This is a genomic window from Carboxylicivirga mesophila, assembly GCF_018271975.1.
GTDB lineage: Bacteria > Bacteroidota > Bacteroidia > Bacteroidales > Marinilabiliaceae > Carboxylicivirga > Carboxylicivirga mesophila.
In genome coordinates, this window is sequence record NZ_JAGUCN010000041.1 from 1 (window position 1) to 20,984 (window position 20,984).

The window sequence follows — 20,984 nt, forward strand, 5'->3', positions numbered from 1 at the left end:
CATACTTCAAACTCGCTTGCCTGTGAAAAACGCTGGTAACCAGGCGTTGACAAACGGAGCATTATCTCTCCGAAAGTGATTACTTTTTTGGTCATGCACTATTCTTATTATCACGTTTATCTTAAAACAAATTGACCTTGCTGTTTATGCAGTCAAAGGCTATTCTGCCAACTTTCAAATACTACAATCAGTTCATGTATAACCCAATTGCCATCCTGTCATCTCCAAATATTGGCTGGTAATCCCTGAACATCCATTTTAACCCTAAACAAACATCCGCTTAATGGAAATTTCTTAAGTTCCGCATCGTTCAATCCCTCTTGCGCTGTTGTAATATATAAAGTATCCAAAGCTTCACCTCCAAAAGTACATGAGGTTACATGTGGTACCGGCAATTCAATTGTCTCCATTCGTTCACCAGTGTACGGATTCCAACGAATAACTGCACTCCCACCCCAGTGCGCCACCCAAAGCATGCCTTGCTGGTCAATAGTCATACCATCAGGAGCACCAAGCTCCTTAGGAATTTCAACAACGACTTTTTTATTATCTATCAAACCCCTATCACAGTCATAATCATACGCCCATATCTGATACTGCGATGTATCAATATAGAACATGGTTTGCTTATTGGCAGACCAGGCTAAGCCATTAGAAATGGTTACTTCTGCCTGTTTAACCTGCCATTTTCCTCCTTCAAGTAAGTATAAGTTACCTGCATTATCCACAACCTTCTTGTTCATGGTGCCAACCCACAAACGGCCCTTGGAATCTATTTTACCATCATTAAACCGATTATTGGGTAGTTCATCAGCCGGATAATCGGCCAACTTAACAAGTTGCCCTTGCTTATCAAGGCCACAAACGCCGTTTTCCAAGGCTAACAGGACCTCATACAGCCCATTGGCAGGTGCAACTGTACCTACCATAGATGGTAACTCCAAAGTCTCGGTATACTTGTTCAAAGAGTCGTAACAATGTAGTTTCATCCCTACAATATCTACCCAATACAAGGAGTTATTCAAAGGATGCCACATAGGTCCTTCTCCCAGCTTCGACTGCGGGGTGTTTTTTACCAATTCAATTTGCTGCTTCATAACATTAAAAACGTTGCATCAAAGCGTGTTTCTTCACGCAAAATCTTTCCCCTTCAATTAAGCATCCTGCATTAAGGCAGATCGCCCTCCATCAATAAGATAAGTTGTACCTGTTGCAAAAGCAGCAAAACTACTTGCGAGAAAGGCACACCAACTGCCAACTTCTTCAGGGGTGCCCAGTTTCCCTGCCGGGTGCATATCAATAGTACGCTGACGCTCAGCTTGAGCATCAGGAAACGAATTAAACCACTTATCATTTCCAGGAGTATCTATAAAACCTGGAGCAATACCAACCACTCTGATTGATGGTCCCCACTCAATAGCCATGGCTCTAACAAGGCCCGTTAAGGCAGTTTTTGTTACATTATATGGAAAACAACCTGGAATAGAGGCAAAGGCATGATTCGAGGTGATCACCTGAAATACGCTATTTTCGGCTTTCTCCAGCCATGGTTTACATATTTTACCCAGATGCCAGTGAGAAGACAGATTCAATTTATTGTTGTAATCCCAATCCTCATCGCTGCAGTTATCCACACCACGAAAAACATTCACTCCGGCATTAGAAATGACAATATCAACTCTACCAAATCGTTTAATAACCTTGTTTACAAAGATTTCTATATCCTCTTTGCGAGTCACATCAACGGGATGGTAATACGCCTCGCGTTGCCATTTCTCAACAGACATTATAAAATCCATAACTTTTGGGTCTGAGGCATTGGTTCTGGCACATCCAGCTATATGGCAACCTGCCCGGGCAAGCACCTCCGCAATACCTGCACCTATACCAGATGAAACCCCGGTTACTATTGCTACTTTGTCCTTTAAATTAATAGAAAGCATGTTTAGATTATTTTTATTGAATAAACTGATAACCTCAAAAGTTATTCATAATGTTTGTGAATAATTTCTAACTCATAATGATCCCAAACCTACCAGAATGAGATGTATAAAGCTAATAATATGACGATTATACCAACTGCAGCCACATTAAAGACAAAGCCAGTACGGTATGCACCTCTGCAAACCATGATAGCTTTACCATTCATATGATATCTCCCTTCTACCAATGACCACAAAATAATGAAACTGGCTGTTATCAAAAATGCGACAAGCATGTTATCAAGAAAAGGCATATCGGGGAAACCAAATTTGAGAAGAACAGATGCAACAATTGATACCACCATACCCCAAAGAGCACTATTGGATGTTGTTTTCTTCCAGAAAAGACCAAACACAAAAATAGCGGTAATACCCGGACTCAACATCCCTGTGTATTCCTGTATGAATTGGAAAGCCTGCTCAACATGCCCAAGTAATGGAGCCAGGCATGTGGCAATGACCATAGCAACCAAACCAGAAATTCGTCCGGTTTTTACCAATTGTCGTTCTGAAGCTTGAGTATTAAAATAGACTTTGTAAATATCCATGGTAAAAATGGTGGAAGTACTATTAATAATAGCACTCAAAGAAGATACAATAGCTGCAATGAGGGCTGCAAAAATAAATCCTTTGAATCCTGATGGAATAAATGTTGTCAATAACCAGGGATACGCCTCATCAGGTCCGCTAATATCAGCATTCAACACAAATGCTGCAATACCAGGAACCACAACAATCAAAGGAAGCAACAATTTCAAATATGCAGCAAAGGCCATTCCTCTCTGCGCTTCCTTTAGGTTTTTGGCCCCTAGTGCTTTTTGAATAATGTACTGATTGGCCCCAAAATAGTATATACCAGCTATCCATATTCCACCCAATATGGCTCTTACGCCAGGCAAATATTTGTAATTAGGATTGGAAGAATGCAACACCATATGGAGCTTCTCAGGCGCTTGCTGTTTAATCATTTGGAAACCTTCCCATAATCCGCCATCGTTACTGATAGCATTCAAAGCAAGATAGGTAGTTAGCAATCCTCCAGCTACCAGAAAAACGACCTGAATAATATCAGTTGACGCAATGGCCTTTAATCCATTAAAGAGAGAATACATCAGAGTAAACATGGCCAGTCCAATGATAGCTGCAACCAGTGGTATATCAAGTAATGATTTCAAGGTTAAAGCACCGAGATAAAGAATGGAAGTAATATTAACCATAACGAAAAGTGATATCCAGAAGATGGCCAGTATGGTTTTAATCCGCCTATCATACCTGAACTCCATAAACTGAGGCATGGTATGAATCTTATTATCAATCAATACCGGTAAAAAGTATTTGGCCACTACAATCAAAATCAATGCGGCTATCCATTCATATGTTGCAATACCCAGACCGATTGCATAACCTGAGCCTGACATACCAATAAATTGTTCGGCTGAGATATTTGCGGCAATAATTGACGTTCCAATCAGGTACCACGGAAGGCTATTCCCTGCAAAGAAATAGGAGTTACTGTCCCGTTCGTTTTTAGACGAACGGGACAAGAGATTACCAATCATGATAATCACCAATCCATAGGCAATGAAAATAATAATATCCAATATCGTCATAGTCGTTGCTCTCCTAGATATAAAAACCTGGTCGTGCCTCCCTGATTCCAGGATGCTTTTCCATTTCCTCTTCTATTAAATCAACACCCAATCCCGGTCTCTCTGACAAATGAAGATGCCCACTAACAATCATATCTGCAATAGGATGATCTATCACCTGATCACGCCAGGGTACATCATTAAACATAAACTCTTGTCGAAAGAAATTAGGTACTGCCGCACAAACATGGGCACTGGCCAGTGTAGACAAAGGTCCGTTAGGATTATGAGGCGCCAACTGCACATTGTAAGCTTCCGCCATTGTCGCCATTCTTTTCATTTCTGATGGTCCGCCGCAACGGGTTATATCGGGCATGATCACATCAACCACGTGTTTTTCCAACAAATCGCGAATTCCATGTCGTGTATAATGGCGTTCACCTACACAAATGGATACTTTGGGATCGATGCGTTCGCGAAAGGCACGAAGTGTACTGGCACTTTCAGGACCGGCAGGCTCTTCATACCAGGTAATATCCAGTTTTGATAAACGTTCAGCCATTGCCACCGCAGTTTTGTAATTAAGCATGGCATGTGTTTCAATCATCATATCAGCCTCAGGCCCAATTGCTCGACGCACAGCTTCACTTACTTCATATGCCCTATCCTGCTGTTCTTTTGATAAGCCCAAATCAGTATTTAAATCCTCACCATATAAGTAGTTAACATGCGCAAAAGGGTCAAATTTAACCCCTTTAAAACCTTGGCTCATCACATCCCTGGCTTGTTGGGCATAATCTTCAGCCTTGTGTCCACCACCTGTAAACCAATAGTTGGCATACAACCTGATATCTGTTCGAAAGGCACCTCCTAACAAGTCGTACACTGGTACCCCAAGCACTTTCGCCTTAAGATCCAGCAGTGCCATATCGATGCCCGAAATGGCGCACATACTGGCACCATATGGCCCTACCCAATTCAAATCTCTATAGAGCTTGGTCCAGATAAAATCAATACGCATGGGATTCATGCCTATAATCCGTTGTCCCAGCTCTTTGGCAGCTGCTTCTACAATCTGGCTTCCAGGCCAGTTGGTAGCCTCACCAACCCCGGTATGCCCTTCATCAGTATATATTTTAAGCATGGTCCAATTGTACTTAACACCTTCAACCAACCATACCTTTACATCAGTAATCTTCATTTTCTTATCGTATAAATATTTGATCGTTTTCATTTTACATAATGCCATGCTTCTCCCAAGCATCAACAGCACTCATGCCACCCTGTATGGCCTTCAAAACCTTTTTTTCACCATTGGCTTTTTCAAGTGCCCGCATAATAACTTCTTCCTCAACCTTACGTGGCACAACACATACGCCATCAATATCACCAATAATAATATCCCCCGGATGTATTCGAACGCCATTCATTTCAATAGGCACTCTAAAGTCAATGACTTTTCCTCTTGGCGCCTGATCCTGTGCGTAGGGTCCATACGAAAAAACAGGCAAGCCTACTGCTTGTATCCCATAGGTATCTCTTGAATAGCCATTAACAACAGCTCCTGCGCCTCCACACTGTTTAATACGCGTCATCATCAGCTCTCCCATCAGGGCATAATCGGGTGATGAACCTGAGCATATATATATTTCGTCTGGCTGAATGGCATCTAATGCCTCGAGCATCAAGCCAAACGGTTTATTCATCAATGGATTTTGAGAACCGCCAGATAATTCTTCAAAACAGTCGGCCTCAAGCACAGGCATTGCACGACCAACCAGGAACATATCATCTTTCAGCGGACGTATCTGCGGAGGCAGAAATTGCTTTTGCAAGCCCATCTTATCCATAATATCACCTACTACAGCTGTAAAAAGCTCTTTCTGTATCAGCTCAAACAGTTCATTATCGTTTCTCCAAGTCATAGTCCCCATTATTACTTTCATTAAGTATGTTCAGATTAATTTTCCCACGAATAGTTTGCTCTTTCTTAAGCGGGATATCAAATAATGCCGCATGATTAACAAATCTGCGCAAAAACCTCTCTGCCCCAGGATTATCATATTCAGCCACAAGCATATTCACTCGCTCATTATGGTACCAACACCTTAGGTGCTGCAAACCTGACGAATGAAGCTGAATACCCGAATTGTGAGTATTAAACAATGTGGCCTGAAGCACATTACGTTTGGTTGAGCGAAAATCATTGCTTCCATATGGCGTTTGGTCTTCTGAATATGGATAATCTGGTTTCTCATTTGGTCCGGCCGTGCCACATTCCGGATGATTATAAAACAATTGAGCGGTACCCTCAAGACGAGAAATATGATCTTCGGGATAAACGGACCATAGGCCTTTACGCTGCCAGCTTAACCTGTCGATAGTTGCTGGTAACCTGAATGCCATTCCCCATTGTCTCAGGTTTTGGTTTTTTAGCAACTTGTATTCATAATCTACAGTTATTTGACCATTGGCCGTCACAAGTATCCTTGTTTTTCCTATGGCCTCATTATAGGCATCGTGCAAAACAATTTCTACATCGGCAACCGACCTTACCACATCAATTGATAAAATCTGACGATTGGTTGCCATTGGCGAATACAATTCATATTCGGGGGTCTCCTTTGTCATCTGCGTATCCCCTCCGCTATTAAACGGCACCAACATCAATCCCGGCCATTCGCCCAATAGAACTCTACCTTCAGCATCAGCAACCACAAGCTTATCTGTACCTATTTGTATTGTTGTATTTTTTGATTTTCCAACCTGAAAATCTCCCTCTGACTGCCATTTAAACTTATCTTTCTTAACTGGAAGCATTGAAAGATCAGATGGCTTGTTATTATAGACATACTTATCGACCGGACTATCTAAATCTTTCCAAATTTCAACAGTTAGCTTTTGCACCTCCTCATTATGCACAGGCAGTACAAAAGTTCCTTTTTCACCTGGCTTAACATTGGGCTGAACCACGCCTTCTCCGCTCTCTGTTTTCCATACGAAACGGCATTCGGACAAATTAGAGAAACAATAGCGATTCTCTACTTCAAATTTAACAGGCTGATTGGGTTCGGTTGTTAATCGCTTCAGTTTAACAGGTGAATACACTTTTTTCATGTGCCAGTATTCTGGTTTGGTCCTTCTCCAGCCATCCACTGGCCCCCAGGTACCATATCCAACCACATGGCCGGAAGGCAAAAAGAACGTATCATCGATACCAGCCCAGATAGCGCCACCCAATACGCCTTTGGAAGCCACCATTTCTTCCCACATATTCAATAGAATCTCCCCCCATGCATCCCGAACGCCTGGATCTGTCATTAACTCATACCGGTTATATGCATTTAAGTGACAATACTCATCAAAGGTAACGGGGCGTCTGTTATCCTTATATTTTAATGGGCCGGAAGAACCCGGATAGTGATGGTTCCCCAGTTCAAGATAACCGCTGTCAGAATCCTCCCCGTACTGGCTAAAGATACGCGGGCGAGACGGATCTGCTTCCTTTACCAGGTCGGCAGATTGTTTAAATAACTCATTAAAATCATAGGATTCGTTACCGATGGACCAATGAATAATACATGGATGAGATTTATCTCGCTCCACCATCTCAAGTGTCGGTAGAAGAATGGCTTCAAAATAGTTAGCGTTGGATACGGGTTGCTTTCCTGCCCAACAGAATGGTGCCTCCTCTTCTACAAACATACCCAATTCATCACAGGCTTCCAGCAACTTTTCATGAGGTGGATAATGTGATGTACGGATGTAATTAACATTTGCTTCCTTGAATAGCTTCACATCTTCATACCACTGATTTCCGGACAGAGAGCGACCTCTGAGCGGATCCACCTCGTGTCGGTTTACACCTCTTAGCTTAACAGGCTGATTATTTACAAACATCTGATTACCTCTCACCTCAACCTGCCGGAAACCGAAGCGTCTTTTCGTCACTGAACTTTCTTTTCCGTTCTGAATCAATGCACATTCAAGCCAATAAAGATGCGGGTGTTCCGGTTCCCATTTCATTGGTGCAACAACCTGCATCTTCAGATCTATATTCCTAACTTCACCAGCCTTCAGGTTTATGCCTGATGAATGTGTGGATTCCATTACCACTTTCCCATTGTTATCTTTAAGCACTAACTTTACATCCGCTGTTTGTGTGAGGTCTGATTCATTCGCTACTTTAAGATGCGATGTTAAAATAGCATCAGTGTATAAGGAATCAAAGACTGTACTCACATGCAATGATGCAAGGTTGAGATCGGGATATGCTACCAGGCTGATAGAACGTGATATGCCTCCTAAAGGATGCACTGCATACTGGGATGCTCCGGATAAGGTATCTGCAAGACTTTCACTTCTAACAGCAAGTGCAATAGTATTCTCACCAGTCTTTATTGCATTTGTTACATCCATCTCAAAAGGTGTGAATCCACCTATATGTTTACCTACACGCTTCCCATTCAACCAGATGTCGCAATCACTATAAACCGCTTCGCATTTAAGTTTAATCCTGAAATTATTCCAATTGGCCGGCACATTAAAATTTCTGTGATAGCCAGCTGCTTTTCCTGGCTCCACATCAAATCCCTGCATCACCCATTCACCAGGCACCGTTATTAAAGGCCATCCCTTCTGTGAATGCTCTTTCCAGAACTCTTTATAAGGTGATGTTGAAAAGCTCCATTGACCATCCAACAAAATCTTCTTTACCTTCTCTCCCTTAACAACATCAGGCATGGGTGACCATCTAATCGTCTTTAGTTTTGCCGTATCGAAATGATACTGCGCAAATAATCCTACAGACCAGATTGATACCAGGAAAGCAATTAACAATTTCTTTTGCATGTTCTTATAAATTACAGATTTGATTTTACCAACTGCAGCTTAACTATTCCATGGAGGTTAGACCCCTTATTAAGTTTTATTCTTTCGTTGCTGTAATGACCACTGAAAAACAGGTCGCCACCACCCGTTGTATAATCTGTTACCAGAAAACTGATGGTCTTATCCGGATTAACAAAAGCCCTGAATCCCTGTGTGCCATCAGATATCACAGCCATTCCTTTGCCTTCTTCCGAGGTCAGGGAAGCCCAATAAATATTCTCGCGCGTTGCTCTGAAATCGTTCGTCCCTAACCGGTTGGCATCATATCTCCAGTCATTATCGGGTTGTTGCCCAAATGATTCGGATAAGAATGCCTGTGTCGCAAACGGTATGGCCTCCCCATTAATACGGCCAATGTGGTTATCTGGATAGGAGCTCCATAAACCTCTCCGGTACCATTTAAGATGGTTCACGTTTGCCGATGTTGTGAAAACAATACCCCACTGGCGAGGATTCATCTCAATCAGCGATTCGAAATCATAAGTGATGGTCATAACACCATCCTGAGACAACTGATATTTTATTGTACCAACAGCCTGTTCGTAGTTACCTGCAACATTTATCTCAATTGTATCATTCTGATTAGTCCATGTCACATTGCTAACTTCCCAGTGACTGCATACCTCATTATAGAACGGAATATCCAGGCTGTGTTCAGTTAAACACTCTCCGGTTGTAAGTTTCAGCATCATTAGTTCAGCTCCCATCTTCAGTACCGTCTCTCCTTCTACAGTGGCTTCCTTAACTTTTCCTTTTTGAATATCGAATAGCCATGCAAAAGATTCACCATCTACTTTTAGGCACCCATCTTCTTCTTCCACATGGAGCGCTGATTGAGCAACAGAGCTAAAAGGTAGCTTATTGCGTTGAACTTCACCTATTTCAATGGCACACTTTTCTACTTCTATGCCTTGTGGGGAAGTAAATGTCAGATATAGAATCTTACCATTCAGGTCATTCGACTTTGGGTGGATGGTCAGAATGCCACTCTGCTTTGGTGCTAAAGACATTCTTGCCTGACCTGATTCTGTTTCCAGAGTCCAATAAATTGAACACTCTGCCAGATCGGTAAAATCGAAACGATTCTCAACCTGAAGCTGAATACCTTTGTTCAAATCAGTTGCTGCAATTTGAAGGTTGTGCACTTTCACAGGACTGTAACTTTTCTTCATGTGGTAGTATTCGGGTTTTTCGCGCCTCCATCCGTCAATGGGGCCCCATTCTCCGTATCCAACTGCACGTCCATCGGGTAAATAAAACACATCATCTATACCAGACCAGATAGCACCTCCAAGACATCCGCGACTAGCATACATCCCTTCCCACATACTTTTAAACCCACGTCCCCATACATCTCTCACTCCAGGGTCCGTGACAATCTCAACCCTGTTATAGGTATTTAAATGAGCAAATTCCCCAAATAAAAGTGGTCTGTTAAAATCCTCAGCCACTTTAGGTCCTCCAGTTCCAGGATAATGGATATTGGCCACTGGCATTTTGCCACTTCCATAGTTATTAAATCCGCCGTAAGCCTGATCGTGAAAGGTAACCGGGCGACTTGGATCGCTTTGCTTATAGAAATCGGCCAGTTTCGACCAGTTGTGTGTCCATTTCGATTCATTGGCCATCGACCACATGATGATACTTGGATGATTTCTGAAAAACCCTATGTTTAGTTTAGCTACCTCCTCAAAATAAGGATAAAAACTATTGTCTTCAGGCGCATTCTTTATCCAATGTTTATTGGCGTGATGACCAATCCAACACAAAGGATTCTCCAGTTCAACATAAATGCCCAATTTATCACACCATTCCACAAACTCTTCAGAAGTTGGATAGTGTGAGGTTCTAAGGTAATTGACATTTGCCTTTTTTAGTAACTCCACGTCCAGTTTCCAAAGTTCAGGATTGAGACTGCGCCCCATTAGTGGGTGAACTTCATGGTGGTTAACTCCTTTAAGTTTAACCGGTTTTCCATTAACATATAGTTCGTTGCCTACGACCTCAATGACTCTGAAGCCAATATACTTTACAATCTTCTCTTTTCCGGCCCTGGAGTGTATATCCATCTCCAGTCGATATAGATGAGGGTGTTCTGCATCCCATTTTAAAGGCTTATTCACTGCAAACGACAAGCTAAGTGGTGTTTTTCCTTTGTCATTCAAATTTAAGCGATGCTTAGAGTTGTTAAGCTTCACCTCATTACCTTTGGGATCGAAAAGCCTTGACACAATCAACACATCTTCAGATAATTGCTTACAATTAATTGATGCATCAACTTTTAATACCGCATTCTCATATTTTCTATCCAGGTCTGTTTTAATACTCAAATCGCTTAAATGCACCTGTGGTACTGCGTATAAAAATATCTTTCGAAGGATACCCCCCATTTGATGAGCAGCATATTGTGTACCAGACATCAGGGTATCAGCCATTGTTTCTGCAGTCACCTCCAATGATATGGCATTATCACTAGTATAAGTTAAATAGTCTGTTACATCAAATTCAAAGGCCATCATAGGTCCTTGGTGTGCCCCGGCTATCTGCCCGTTGATTTTAACGACTGCCTTACTAAAAACAGCATCGCATCGCAAATACACCGTAGAATTTTTCCAATTATCTGGTATGGCAAAATCCCTTTTATATGTACCTGTTTCACCAGGCTCAAGTGAAAACCCTTGCATGGTCCACTCCCCAGGTACCTGAATATCGTGCTTATTTTCACTGCCTTTTAACAAACTGTCTCTATGATATTTTCTTGGATGACTAAAATGCCACTCCCCTCCAAGGTCGACTTTTATTGCAGACTTATCTGTTTCGTTTGGCACTGCAGCAAACTGTGCATTTATCGGGTTTAAATGCATAAATGCCAAGACGATGAGAAAAACATAACCTAATTTCATTTTCATTATACTATAAATTACAACTAATCGGCTGCTTGTCAAAAAAACATTCTGATTCAACCAATTTCAAAGATTTGATTAATTAAGAATACATCAGAGATATCGCCAGCTTTATATCCCCTGACACAAATACAAATTTAGGTGAACTTCAGACTGGCTGATAGAATATCCTTATCCAATGGTTGAACTATTTTTGCATAGAGAATTAATATTTAATCGTTTTTATTCAAATGTAACTTTTCAGAACAACGATATTTCACTTCAGCCTCATTTGATATGCTAGGCTTCGCATTGGTTTTAACATAGAATAGTGGTGGAGTTAGCTTCAAAAACACAGGAGATAAAGCAACCATAAGAACACATTGAAAGGTTGCCTGTAAAGCCATATCATCAGGTTGATTCCATCGAATATCGCTCATTTTATAGTAGCCGTTTAATCAAGATATGCATGGACTTTAAACACTCACTCTATTATTAATATTTAAACCATTCTAGCACCAAAATCAAATGGGGTATAAAACCCCATTTGATTATTAACTGACTTTGTATTATTACAGATTAGTATTTTGGATTATTAGGCATCATTGCAGGAGTAGCATCCATTACACTTTGCGGAATAGGCCACAAATAATGCTTACTTTCATCAAAGATGCGTGTCTCAACTTCAATTCGTTCATCTGTTAAGTTTAAGGTTCCATCATTGGGGTCTACCGTTCCTAACCGGGCGCCATACACCATACCATTCATCACCTCATTACCTATTTGCCATCGACAAATATCAAACCACCTTACTCCTTCCATGGCTAACTCTACTCTTCTTTCCCTACGAATCAGCTCCCTAAGCTTGTCAACAGAATTGTATACCTGACGATCAACTTTTGGCATCCCGCTTCTCTGACGAATAGCATCCAAGGCGTCATATACCGTGGCATCAATAGCATTTATTTCCGTTTTTGACTCGGCATACATCAGCAACACCTCTGCATAACGAATCACAATACCATTAATTCCTGTTTCCCAAACATTAGGATAGTCGTTTAAATCATCAATGTATTTACGGGGATAATACCCTGTTTTAGATCGGCCGTATGGCGCATAGTAATCGCCGTTAGGATCATTTTCATCTATTGAATTAAGATAATTAGAACCGTAATAAGCACCCGGATAAATAATTGTGGCAGCTAGCCTTGAATCTCTGTTATCATATGGACTATCAGGATTATACACACTAGTGGGATCATCAATTGTTTTTCCATCCACACATTCATATGCATCCACCAGGGCCTGTGTTGGATTTATAGAGCTCCATCCACCCGAAGAGTTTGGTGGCATTACACCTAAAACCCATGTTGTTCCGAGACTTTCAGCATACTGAACATCCAAAATTACTTCCTGATTATTTTCGTTGGCAATTTTATATAGTCCTTTGTAACTCTCAAACAATGCATAATCAAGATCCATTATTTTTAAGCAGGAATTAATACAGTCCTCGTATTTTCCTACAAAGATTTCCATTCTGGCTTTGAGAGCCAGTGCAGCACCTTGAGTAATTCGCCCCACATCTGAGCCAGCGTATGATTCAGGTAGATCCTGGTATACCTCATTTAACTCATCCAGGATAAATTTTACCACTTCAGCCTTTGATGTCCGCGGAAGATTGGCCTCTGCAGGGTTAAGTAATTGTTCAACCAAAGGCACATCTCCATATAAAGTAACCTTGATAAAATAATCCCAGGCTCTAAGAAAACGGACCTCTGCTTTTAATCGCTTTCTCAGGTTTTCATCCATAACCGGCCTGTCAATATTTTCAAGAAAACTATTGCATTTGGTGATGTTACCATAGCCCATAAAACTGCTTCCTGTATTGCTCGGCGAGGCTAGTCCGGTTGCCTGTACCTGGAAACCTTCCCAAGGATAAGGGTTATATGCATTATCTGAAGCACAGTCAAAATACAAAACATAGTAAATATCCCACCATGAATTATAACAACCATTGGCTGCAGCAATAGCATCTGTTTCATTATTCCAGAACGTTTCATTAGATAATTTATCCAATGGATTTTTATCCAGGAAACCATCATTACAAGCAGTCAGATATAGTAAAACGACTAGTATTAAGCTATATTTTTTCATTTCAATAAAATTTAATTTCATTATCCTCTTAAAATGTTACTTTCAGTCCCAATGAGTGAGTCTTCACCTGTGGGTAATAGGCTCTTGCACCAGCAGGTGCTTCGGGATCGAATCCATCAGGTAACTTGGAGAATGTCAATAAATTCTGACCACTATAATATATTTTAACCTTTTCCAGTCCTGCATAATTACATATTGACTGAGGTAAATTATAGCCTAACAATACATTTTTCAAACGTAAGTAAGAGGCATCTTTAACCCAGAAAGACGAAGGATTTGCCTCTGAGTCATTAACCAACCACGTACTAAGCGGTCTTGGAAAATTGCCATCAGGATTCGTTACTGCATCATATGAATCACTAAACAAGGTAGTAGGTTTGGTTGTATTTCCTTGTAACCTGCCAACTGATTCATTTTTCATATAGCCATTAACATCGGCTGCCCCTTGAAAAAACAGTTGAGCATCGAAGCCACGCCAGGAAGCATTGAGCGTTGTTCCAAATGTCCAGGCCGGTGTCCAGCTCCCAAGATACTCTCTATCTTCGGCATTTATCACCTCATCACCATTAACATCTTTATATTTAATATCTCCCAAGCCTGCCTGTGTACGATTAATCACAGCACTGTTATCCAGGTCATCCTGCGTTCTAAACAATCCTTCGGACTGATAACCTCCGAATGCATTAATCGGATACCCCTCTTGCCAGAAACTGTAATTATTATGCCAGATTCTGGAACCATCATTCTTTAAATCTGTTATTTCATTCTTATTATAAGCAGCATTAGCTAAAATATCGAAATTCCAATCTCCTTTTTGCAATTTATAACCTAATTGGAACTCAATTCCTTTGTTCATCACCTCTCCCGCATTTTGATAAGGATTTGATAAACCTGTAGGCGTTGGCACGGGTAATTTTAGCAGTATATCAGAAGTGATTCTCTTGTAAAAATCGGTTGAAAACGATAATCGGTTTTTAAAAAAAGATAGATCAATTCCGACATTAGTTGTTGTAGATAATTCCCATTGAATATCGCTATTAACACCTTGTGTCAATGCCACTCCAGGTACAACAGCTCCACCTAAGCGGTAATCAGCGGTTGAAAGTACTTGTTGATAAGGGTAATTACCTATGTTCTGATTTCCAAGTTGCCCCCATCCGGCTCTTAATTTAAAGTTAGACACAACGTCCTGAAGAGACTCCATAAAGGATTCATTAATCAATCGCCAACCTACCGAAAAAGAAGGGAATGTTCCCCAACGTTGCTCTTTAGATATACGAGAGGTACCATCACGTCGAACATTGGCTTCAAATAAGTACTTTTCATCAAACGCATAAGAGATACGACCAAAATATGACTTTAAAGCATACTCATAGGCCGAGCCTTCAGCCACCTGACCATCGGCTCCTCCTGCATTCACCTCCCATAACTCATTACTAAGAAATTCTTTTCGATATGAACTATTCCAATCTGTTCTCGCCTCTTCCTGAGAGTAGCCGGCAAGAGCATTCACGGCATGCTTACCAAAGGTGCGATCGTAAGTCAGAAGTGTCTGCAAGCTTAACATTTGATAGTCCTGTCTAACATCTTTTTGGCTATTAGGCCCCTGATAAAGAGTTGGTTCTCCTGTTTTCCAATTCCGGTATTGAATATCCTTTATAAACTTCTCATCTGAGGAACCGGTATATTCATAACCAATAATTTCCTCTATTTTTAATCCTTTGGCAATCTCATATCCAATACGGCCAACGCCTCTTGTTTTACGATACTTTTCCTTTCGTATGGCTCCCAGATCCATCCACGCAATTGGATTACCATCTGCTATGTAACCATATTCACCATTAGAATACTTGTAAGGCACAAATGGTGCAATCCGGTTAACCTGCCTGAAAATTTGATACATATCCCCAGTATAGGGATTGGTTGGTTCCGTGGTCTTTCCATAAGTAAAGGAAAGATTTAAGCCCACAGTAAACTTTTTAAAGTTTGAGGTTAGATTTGCTCTTGTGTTGTATCGCTTAAAACCTGAATTTTCGATAATTCCATCCTGATCAAGCATACCAACCGATAGCATATAGCTTGAATTGCTTGAACCACCAGTCAACTCAGCTCTATGACTTTGTTGAAATCCGCTACCTTTATATAATAATCCCAACCAATCGGTATTCGGATAATTGTCCGGATCACTTCCATTTCTGAACTTTTCAATTTCCTCAGGTGTATAGGCAATAGCCTGTCCTTGATTCTGTCGGGCCGTATTATATAACTCTGCATACTTCCATGAAGGCAGATACTCTAGGAGATCAATTGGCTGCTGCCAGCCCATGTAACCATCATATTTTAATTGAGGTTCTTTGTTGGAGCCTTTTTTGGTTGTTATTAGTACTACTCCATTTGAAGCCCTTGAACCATAGATAGCGGCAGAAGCGGCATCCTTTAGTATAGATATTGATTCAATATCATTAGGATCCAAATCATTCATTCCACCAACTACTATTCCATCAACAACGTACATAGGGTTGGCATTATTTAGAGTTCCAATGCCTCGTACCCTGATGGAAGCCATATCCTTACCTGGTTGTCCACTGTTTTGGATAATGGTTGCACCTGGCATAAGGCCTTGCAGAGCATTAGAAACATTGGTTACCGGACGATTCTCCAACTTGTCATTAGAAATGGCCGCAACTGCACCAGTTACATTCACCTTCTTTTGAGTACCGTATCCTACCACAACTACTTCATCCAGGTCTGTTACCTCCTCCTCAAGAATCACATCAATTACAGATTGACCATTTACTGCTTTCTCTAAGGTGTTAAATCCTATGAAAGAATACACAAGAATTGCATCAGGTCCTGCAACATCAATTGTGTAAGTTCCATCTAAACCTGTAATGACTCCATGCGTCATATTACTTTTTTCATACACATTTACGCCCGGCAAGGATTCACCTTTGGTGTTAACTACCTTACCTGAAACAAGCTTGTTTTGCTGAACAAGCTTGTCATTGGTATTTGTTCTACGAGTATAATCCAATGAAGACCGCGACACTGATGACGGATTACCTTTTTTTTCTGCTAAAACATTGCTGTGTTGCATTACAACTATGCACAAGATTACTGCTACCTTGAGCATAAATCTCAATTTGTGTTTGCAATGCTTATAAATACTTTTTGTGATTATATTTTTTTCCATGATTTTGGGTTACTAAATTTACCTTATTGATTTAAGTTATCTTTTAGACTGTCAACTGAATGATAACACACTGTGGGAGTGGCTTATCTGCTCCCACTTTTCTTTAGGATTTCAACCAAGAATCATATAAATTCTTCGTCTTTTTTTCATAGATCATATTGTTTAAGGATTAGGTATCAAAATTAGTTAGCCACCAATTCAACTATTAGAATAAGCTTACCACATAGTTGAACTATATTTGCAACAAACTATGATTTTAACATAATTTAAGGTAAGCGTGTGCAAATAATTATACCTTTACAACTGATTACATCAGTTCAAGAATCAATTAACTATGCAAGCTCATTATCACAAGCTACCCCAACAGTTTGACCAATCTATATCTATCAGGCACGATAGGCGCCCCTACTTCTCAGATCATTGGCACTATCATTCTAAATTAGAGTTGGTGTTTATCATCAAAGGAGAAGGAACAAGGTTTATTGGAGATAATATATCCGGTTTCAAAGATGGCGATCTGGTTTTATTAGGCGCCTATTTACCGCATGTCTGGAAAAGTAGTGACAATTATCTGGATAACTTCAACGACGATAATGTGGAGGCCATTGTTATCCATTTTCAGGATGATCTGGGTGCAACAGGTTTAATGGATCTGCCAGAGATGAACACTATCAAAAAAATGTTACAACAAGCGCATCTTGGAATTTCATATCAATTGACAGACCAGCATGAAATCTATGACCGTCTGATAAAAATGGTGGACCAAACTCCCTTTGAACGTATTATCTCACTACTATATCTTCTACTGGAATTAGCTAATCTTGAGCATTGGCAACTTATATCAAAAACGCCTTTTGCCAGCCATTACATGAATCATCAATCCAAACGGGTAGATAGTATCTATGATTATATCCTAAGTAATTTTGATAAAGACATCAAACTTAATGACCTTGCTTCAATAGCTAACATGACACCTGCCTCTCTTTGTCGTTTCTTTAAGCAGAAGACCAAAAAATCGTTAAGCGAATTCACAAACGAAGTACGCATTGGGTTTGCGTGCAAATTAATAATTGAGGATCAACTAAGTATATCTGACATTTGCTTTCGATGTGGCTATAATAGCCTGTCATATTTTAACCGACAATTTAAAAAAGTCACTGGAGTAGCACCAAGCACCTATCTTAAAGTTAAAAATTCCTTTCGGTAAATATGCTCTTAGCTAGTAGGAACAATTACCTATATTATCAATGTAAAGCACTAACCCAAAATACTCTACGAAGCACTTCACATTGCAGATATACACCGTTATTATTAGGTTTAGTCTAACCGAATATCAACCCAAATAACCTAAGCATTTAATGTTCAACCATTAAATAACTGATTTCGATTAAAGAAAAAAAGTCAATGACTTAATATTCTTTATTAACACGCTCACCTATTTCCAATAAGACTTTGATACTCTCCACTGGAACTTTACCGTTTCCATCCGGTCCTATATTAAGTAACAAGTTGCCCCCTTTATTATTGATATCTCTTAATTTATCGTAAACCTCATCCGCACTTTTCCATTTCACATCATTCTTTTTAAATCCCCAAGAGTTATTTAAAGTATAACAGGCTTCCCAATAGTACTCCAGCTGATCTTCCGGATGCTCTTGTTCTGGTGTTCCAAAGTCTTTTTTAAACTTGGATCGTTTGGCTACGCGGTTATTGATAATTATATCAGGCTTTAATTGCCTGATATACTCATACAGCTCCATACCTGAAGCCATATCCCACCAGTAAACCCAATCCCCATCAAACCACAACATGTCTGAATCATATGTCTCAACTAATTCGCGAATCTGATTCTTCATGTACATGATGTATTCTGCTTTTCGCCCTGACTTCATTCGTACGTTCCCCCATCTTCCCCATGCATCCGATCCATCTACGTTTCGTTCCTGTGAAGGATGGTGCCAATCGATAAGGCTATAATATGTACAAAATCTCAAACCATATTTCTTACATGCCGCACTTAACTCCGCTAAAATATCTCTCCCCTTAAACGGTGTACTAGCCACATCAAAATTGGTATACTCACTATCCCACAAACAAAATCCCTCATGATGTTTAGCTGTAATTACAATATACTTCATTCCAGAACTTTTAGCTGTTCGAGCAATATCATCCGCATTAAAATCCTGTGGATTAAATGTAGCGCTTAACATGGCATAAACCTGAGATGGCACATCAGCATCTGCCTGCAGCCATTCAGCATAGTCTCCGTACACTTTCCCATCCCATTCGCCACCTAACTGGCTATACAAGCCGAAGTGAATAAATAAACCATATTGGGCTTCAGAAAACCATTCCATCCTTTTTTCATATGCCTCCTTCGACTCTTTCAGGAAAGTATCTGTCGCTTGGCTATAACCTTGCCCCACTAAACACACAATACTGTAGTATATAAATATCAATCTCTTCATAATAGTCAATTAATTTCTTTTCAGAGAGTCAACATAGGCTTGATTATACCTGTCAAGGGTATGATTCTTCCACATCGGGTGGGTTTCCCATATAGGCACTGCCAGCTCTTTTTCCCAATTATGAAACTCATCCAGAAGTTCCGCTGTTTTCTCAGGAAACATCATGCTCAAATCATTTTGTTCTGCTATGTCTTCCTTCAGATTATAAAGCCTTGGAGCCTGATCGTCAAACCAAATCAGTTTCCAATCTCCTTTTCGAACAGCACCATGATAAAATAATCGCCAAAACAATTTTTCATGTGGCTTTCCAGCCTTCTCACCTAACAAGTATGGCATCAGATTAACACCATCGTAATGGATTTTATCGTCCAGTTCTCCTCCGGCAAGGGCGATTGCAGTTGGCAGGATATCAAGAGAGATTACTGGCTCGTCATAGGTTTTACCCGCCGGGAGAACGCCTTTCCATGTTGCAATAAAAGGAACATGCACACCACCTTCGAGAAAAGTACCTTTTGTGCCTGAAAAAGGATCATTACATGAGGCGTTATATGGCATAGCGCCTCCATTATCATTCGTAAAAAAAATTAGTGTATTCTCTTCCAGTTTCAACTGCTGAAGCAATGCAGTAACTTTCCCAATGTTTTCATCAAGCGATCTGGTCATCGCTGCATTAATGGCACGTTCTTCTGTTTCGAAAAGTTGTCGTGCTTCAAGCAAATAATCAGCACGCGCGTGCATTGGAGTGTGTGGAGCATTAAATGACAAGTATAAAAAGAAGGGCTCATTTTGATGCCTCTTGATAAATTCACAGGCTTTATCCCCAAATGCATCAGTCAGATAAGGAAGAGATTTATAATCGCAGGCTTCAAAATTATCGAGTATCTCTTTTGCTGTTCCGGCAGCATATGAACTACCACCTCCCAGCATTCCAAAAAATTCATCAAAGCCCCGGTTACATGGGTGAAATTGCTTTTTTTCTCCCAGGTGCCATTTGCCCACCATCCCAGTATGATAACCTTGCTTTTTCATCAGGTCCGCTATCGTCTTCTCTTCTACAGGCAGTCCAATCAACTCCGGATCTGTATTGCTATAGTTCTCCCCGATATTTGTCTCATGGCCAAACCGTTGTTGATATCTGCCAGTCATAAGGCCTGCTCGGGATGGACTACAAACCGGACCACTTACATAACCATTCGTAAATATTACCCCTTTCTCTACCAGATGATCAATGTGAGGTGTTGCAATGCTTTTATTGCCAATAAAGCTAAAGTCTGCATATCCGGCATCATCGGCAAATAGTATTATAATATTCGGCTTTGAAGGTAAATCATTTGTAGTTAAGCTGCTTCTTTGACAAGAATGTATTAAAAACGATATTGCCAGTAAAACTAATTGCATTTTCTTTCCAATCATTTCAATATAGTATTATATCAATACGAACAAACCTGTTATACCGATATATTTTTTCCACTTATTAGTCACTAAATAAATTAACTATTTGTTCATTAAATTATAAACCCAAACTTAATAGTAAAGCCCAATTAAAAGAAGAACTTTCTTTTCTGATTATTGAACTCTATTAGCTCTTAATGATATGCCAGAAATAATTAAGTCAGTAACAAAAATAAACTCAAATTATTTGAGTGAGACCATAACGAAACACATTGGCTTTTAATAACACAAAATGTTGTTTTTAGGTGTATTGAATAGGAATTTCAAATACTTCTGAAGTCATTACTGTCCCATTAAATTCTAACAATGTTCTTTGAAAATATTGAAATTTAGTGAGTTGTAGGCCATTTTCGATTAAACGGATTTCAATTTGC

12 protein-coding genes are annotated in these 20,984 nt (G+C 40.1%); 1 reads left to right on the top strand and 11 read right to left on the bottom strand.

Annotation, left to right across the window (positions count from 1 at the left end):
• Positions 1–218: 218 nt before the first annotated feature.
• The 9 genes from KEM09_RS21220 to KEM09_RS21260 all read right to left on the bottom strand — a co-directional run bounded on the left by KEM09_RS21220 (position 219) and on the right by KEM09_RS21260 (position 16,630).
• Positions 219–1,097: an SMP-30/gluconolactonase/LRE family protein gene (locus KEM09_RS21220; RefSeq protein WP_212231838.1), complete on the bottom strand. Its 879-nt coding sequence runs from the start codon at positions 1,095–1,097 to the stop codon at positions 219–221.
• A 57-nt stretch (positions 1,098–1,154) separates the two neighbouring features.
• On the bottom strand, positions 1,155–1,943 hold the full coding sequence (locus KEM09_RS21225; protein WP_212231839.1) for an SDR family NAD(P)-dependent oxidoreductase: 789 nt from the start codon (positions 1,941–1,943) through the stop codon (positions 1,155–1,157).
• Positions 1,944–2,032: 89 nt separating this feature from the next.
• Entirely contained in the window at positions 2,033–3,592 is a 1,560-nt protein-coding gene (locus KEM09_RS21230; protein ID WP_212231841.1) for a sodium:solute symporter family transporter, read from the bottom strand.
• Positions 3,593–3,605: 13 nt separating this feature from the next.
• On the bottom strand, positions 3,606–4,805 hold the full coding sequence (locus KEM09_RS21235; RefSeq protein ID WP_212231843.1) for a mandelate racemase/muconate lactonizing enzyme family protein: 1,200 nt from the start codon (positions 4,803–4,805) through the stop codon (positions 3,606–3,608).
• A gap of 1 nt (position 4,806) precedes the next feature.
• Entirely contained in the window at positions 4,807–5,496 is a 690-nt protein-coding gene (locus tag KEM09_RS21240; RefSeq protein ID WP_212231845.1) for an RraA family protein, read from the bottom strand.
• A complete protein-coding gene (locus KEM09_RS21245; protein ID WP_212231846.1) occupies positions 5,477–8,422 on the bottom strand; it encodes a glycoside hydrolase family 2 protein in 2,946 nt (981 codons plus the stop codon). Before KEM09_RS21245 ends, KEM09_RS21240 begins: the two co-directional genes overlap by 20 nt.
• Before the next feature lie 11 nt (positions 8,423–8,433).
• Positions 8,434–11,370 (bottom strand): glycoside hydrolase family 2 TIM barrel-domain containing protein, encoded by a 2,937-nt coding sequence (locus KEM09_RS21250; RefSeq protein WP_212231848.1) that lies wholly within the window; start codon positions 11,368–11,370, stop codon positions 8,434–8,436.
• 552 nt (positions 11,371–11,922) lie between these two features.
• On the bottom strand, positions 11,923–13,497 hold the full coding sequence (locus KEM09_RS21255) for a RagB/SusD family nutrient uptake outer membrane protein (RefSeq protein WP_212231850.1): 1,575 nt from the start codon (positions 13,495–13,497) through the stop codon (positions 11,923–11,925).
• Between the two features lie 28 nt (positions 13,498–13,525).
• The gene (locus tag KEM09_RS21260; RefSeq protein WP_212231852.1) at positions 13,526–16,630 is read right to left on the bottom strand and encodes a SusC/RagA family TonB-linked outer membrane protein; all 3,105 of its coding nucleotides are present in this window, start codon (positions 16,628–16,630) and stop codon (positions 13,526–13,528) included.
• A gap of 394 nt (positions 16,631–17,024) precedes the next feature.
• Between KEM09_RS21260 and KEM09_RS21265 the strand changes: the two genes are divergently transcribed.
• Positions 17,025–17,897: an AraC family transcriptional regulator gene (locus KEM09_RS21265; RefSeq protein ID WP_212231854.1), complete on the top strand. Its 873-nt coding sequence runs from the start codon at positions 17,025–17,027 to the stop codon at positions 17,895–17,897.
• 202 nt (positions 17,898–18,099) lie between these two features.
• Here the strand turns inward: KEM09_RS21265 and KEM09_RS21270 are convergent, their stop codons facing one another.
• The gene (locus KEM09_RS21270) at positions 18,100–19,158 is read right to left on the bottom strand and encodes an alpha-L-fucosidase (RefSeq protein ID WP_212231856.1); all 1,059 of its coding nucleotides are present in this window, start codon (positions 19,156–19,158) and stop codon (positions 18,100–18,102) included.
• A 9-nt stretch (positions 19,159–19,167) separates the two neighbouring features.
• Entirely contained in the window at positions 19,168–20,571 is a 1,404-nt protein-coding gene (locus tag KEM09_RS21275; RefSeq protein WP_212231858.1) for a sulfatase, read from the bottom strand.
• Between the last annotated feature and the right edge of the window lie 413 nt (positions 20,572–20,984).

What these genes read in the sequence shown, in the direction of transcription:
- KEM09_RS21220 (WP_212231838.1), bottom strand. Translation starts at nt 1,097, where the DNA reads ATGAAGCAGCAAATTGAATTGGTAAAAAACACCCCGCAGTCGAAGCTG.
- KEM09_RS21225 (WP_212231839.1), bottom strand. Translation starts at nt 1,943, where the DNA reads ATGCTTTCTATTAATTTAAAGGACAAAGTAGCAATAGTAACCGGGGTT.
- KEM09_RS21230 (WP_212231841.1), bottom strand. Translation starts at nt 3,592, where the DNA reads ATGACGATATTGGATATTATTATTTTCATTGCCTATGGATTGGTGATT.
- KEM09_RS21235 (WP_212231843.1), bottom strand. Translation starts at nt 4,805, where the DNA reads ATGAAAACGATCAAATATTTATACGATAAGAAAATGAAGATTACTGAT.
- KEM09_RS21240 (WP_212231845.1), bottom strand. Translation starts at nt 5,496, where the DNA reads ATGACTTGGAGAAACGATAATGAACTGTTTGAGCTGATACAGAAAGAG.
- KEM09_RS21245 (WP_212231846.1), bottom strand. Translation starts at nt 8,422, where the DNA reads ATGCAAAAGAAATTGTTAATTGCTTTCCTGGTATCAATCTGGTCTGTA.
- KEM09_RS21250 (WP_212231848.1), bottom strand. Translation starts at nt 11,370, where the DNA reads ATGAAAATGAAATTAGGTTATGTTTTTCTCATCGTCTTGGCATTTATG.
- KEM09_RS21255 (WP_212231850.1), bottom strand. Translation starts at nt 13,497, where the DNA reads ATGAAAAAATATAGCTTAATACTAGTCGTTTTACTATATCTGACTGCT.
- KEM09_RS21260 (WP_212231852.1), bottom strand. Translation starts at nt 16,630, where the DNA reads ATGCTCAAGGTAGCAGTAATCTTGTGCATAGTTGTAATGCAACACAGC.
- KEM09_RS21265 (WP_212231854.1), top strand. Translation starts at nt 17,025, where the DNA reads ATGCAAGCTCATTATCACAAGCTACCCCAACAGTTTGACCAATCTATA.
- KEM09_RS21270 (WP_212231856.1), bottom strand. Translation starts at nt 19,158, where the DNA reads ATGAAGAGATTGATATTTATATACTACAGTATTGTGTGTTTAGTGGGG.
- KEM09_RS21275 (WP_212231858.1), bottom strand. Translation starts at nt 20,571, where the DNA reads ATGATTGGAAAGAAAATGCAATTAGTTTTACTGGCAATATCGTTTTTA.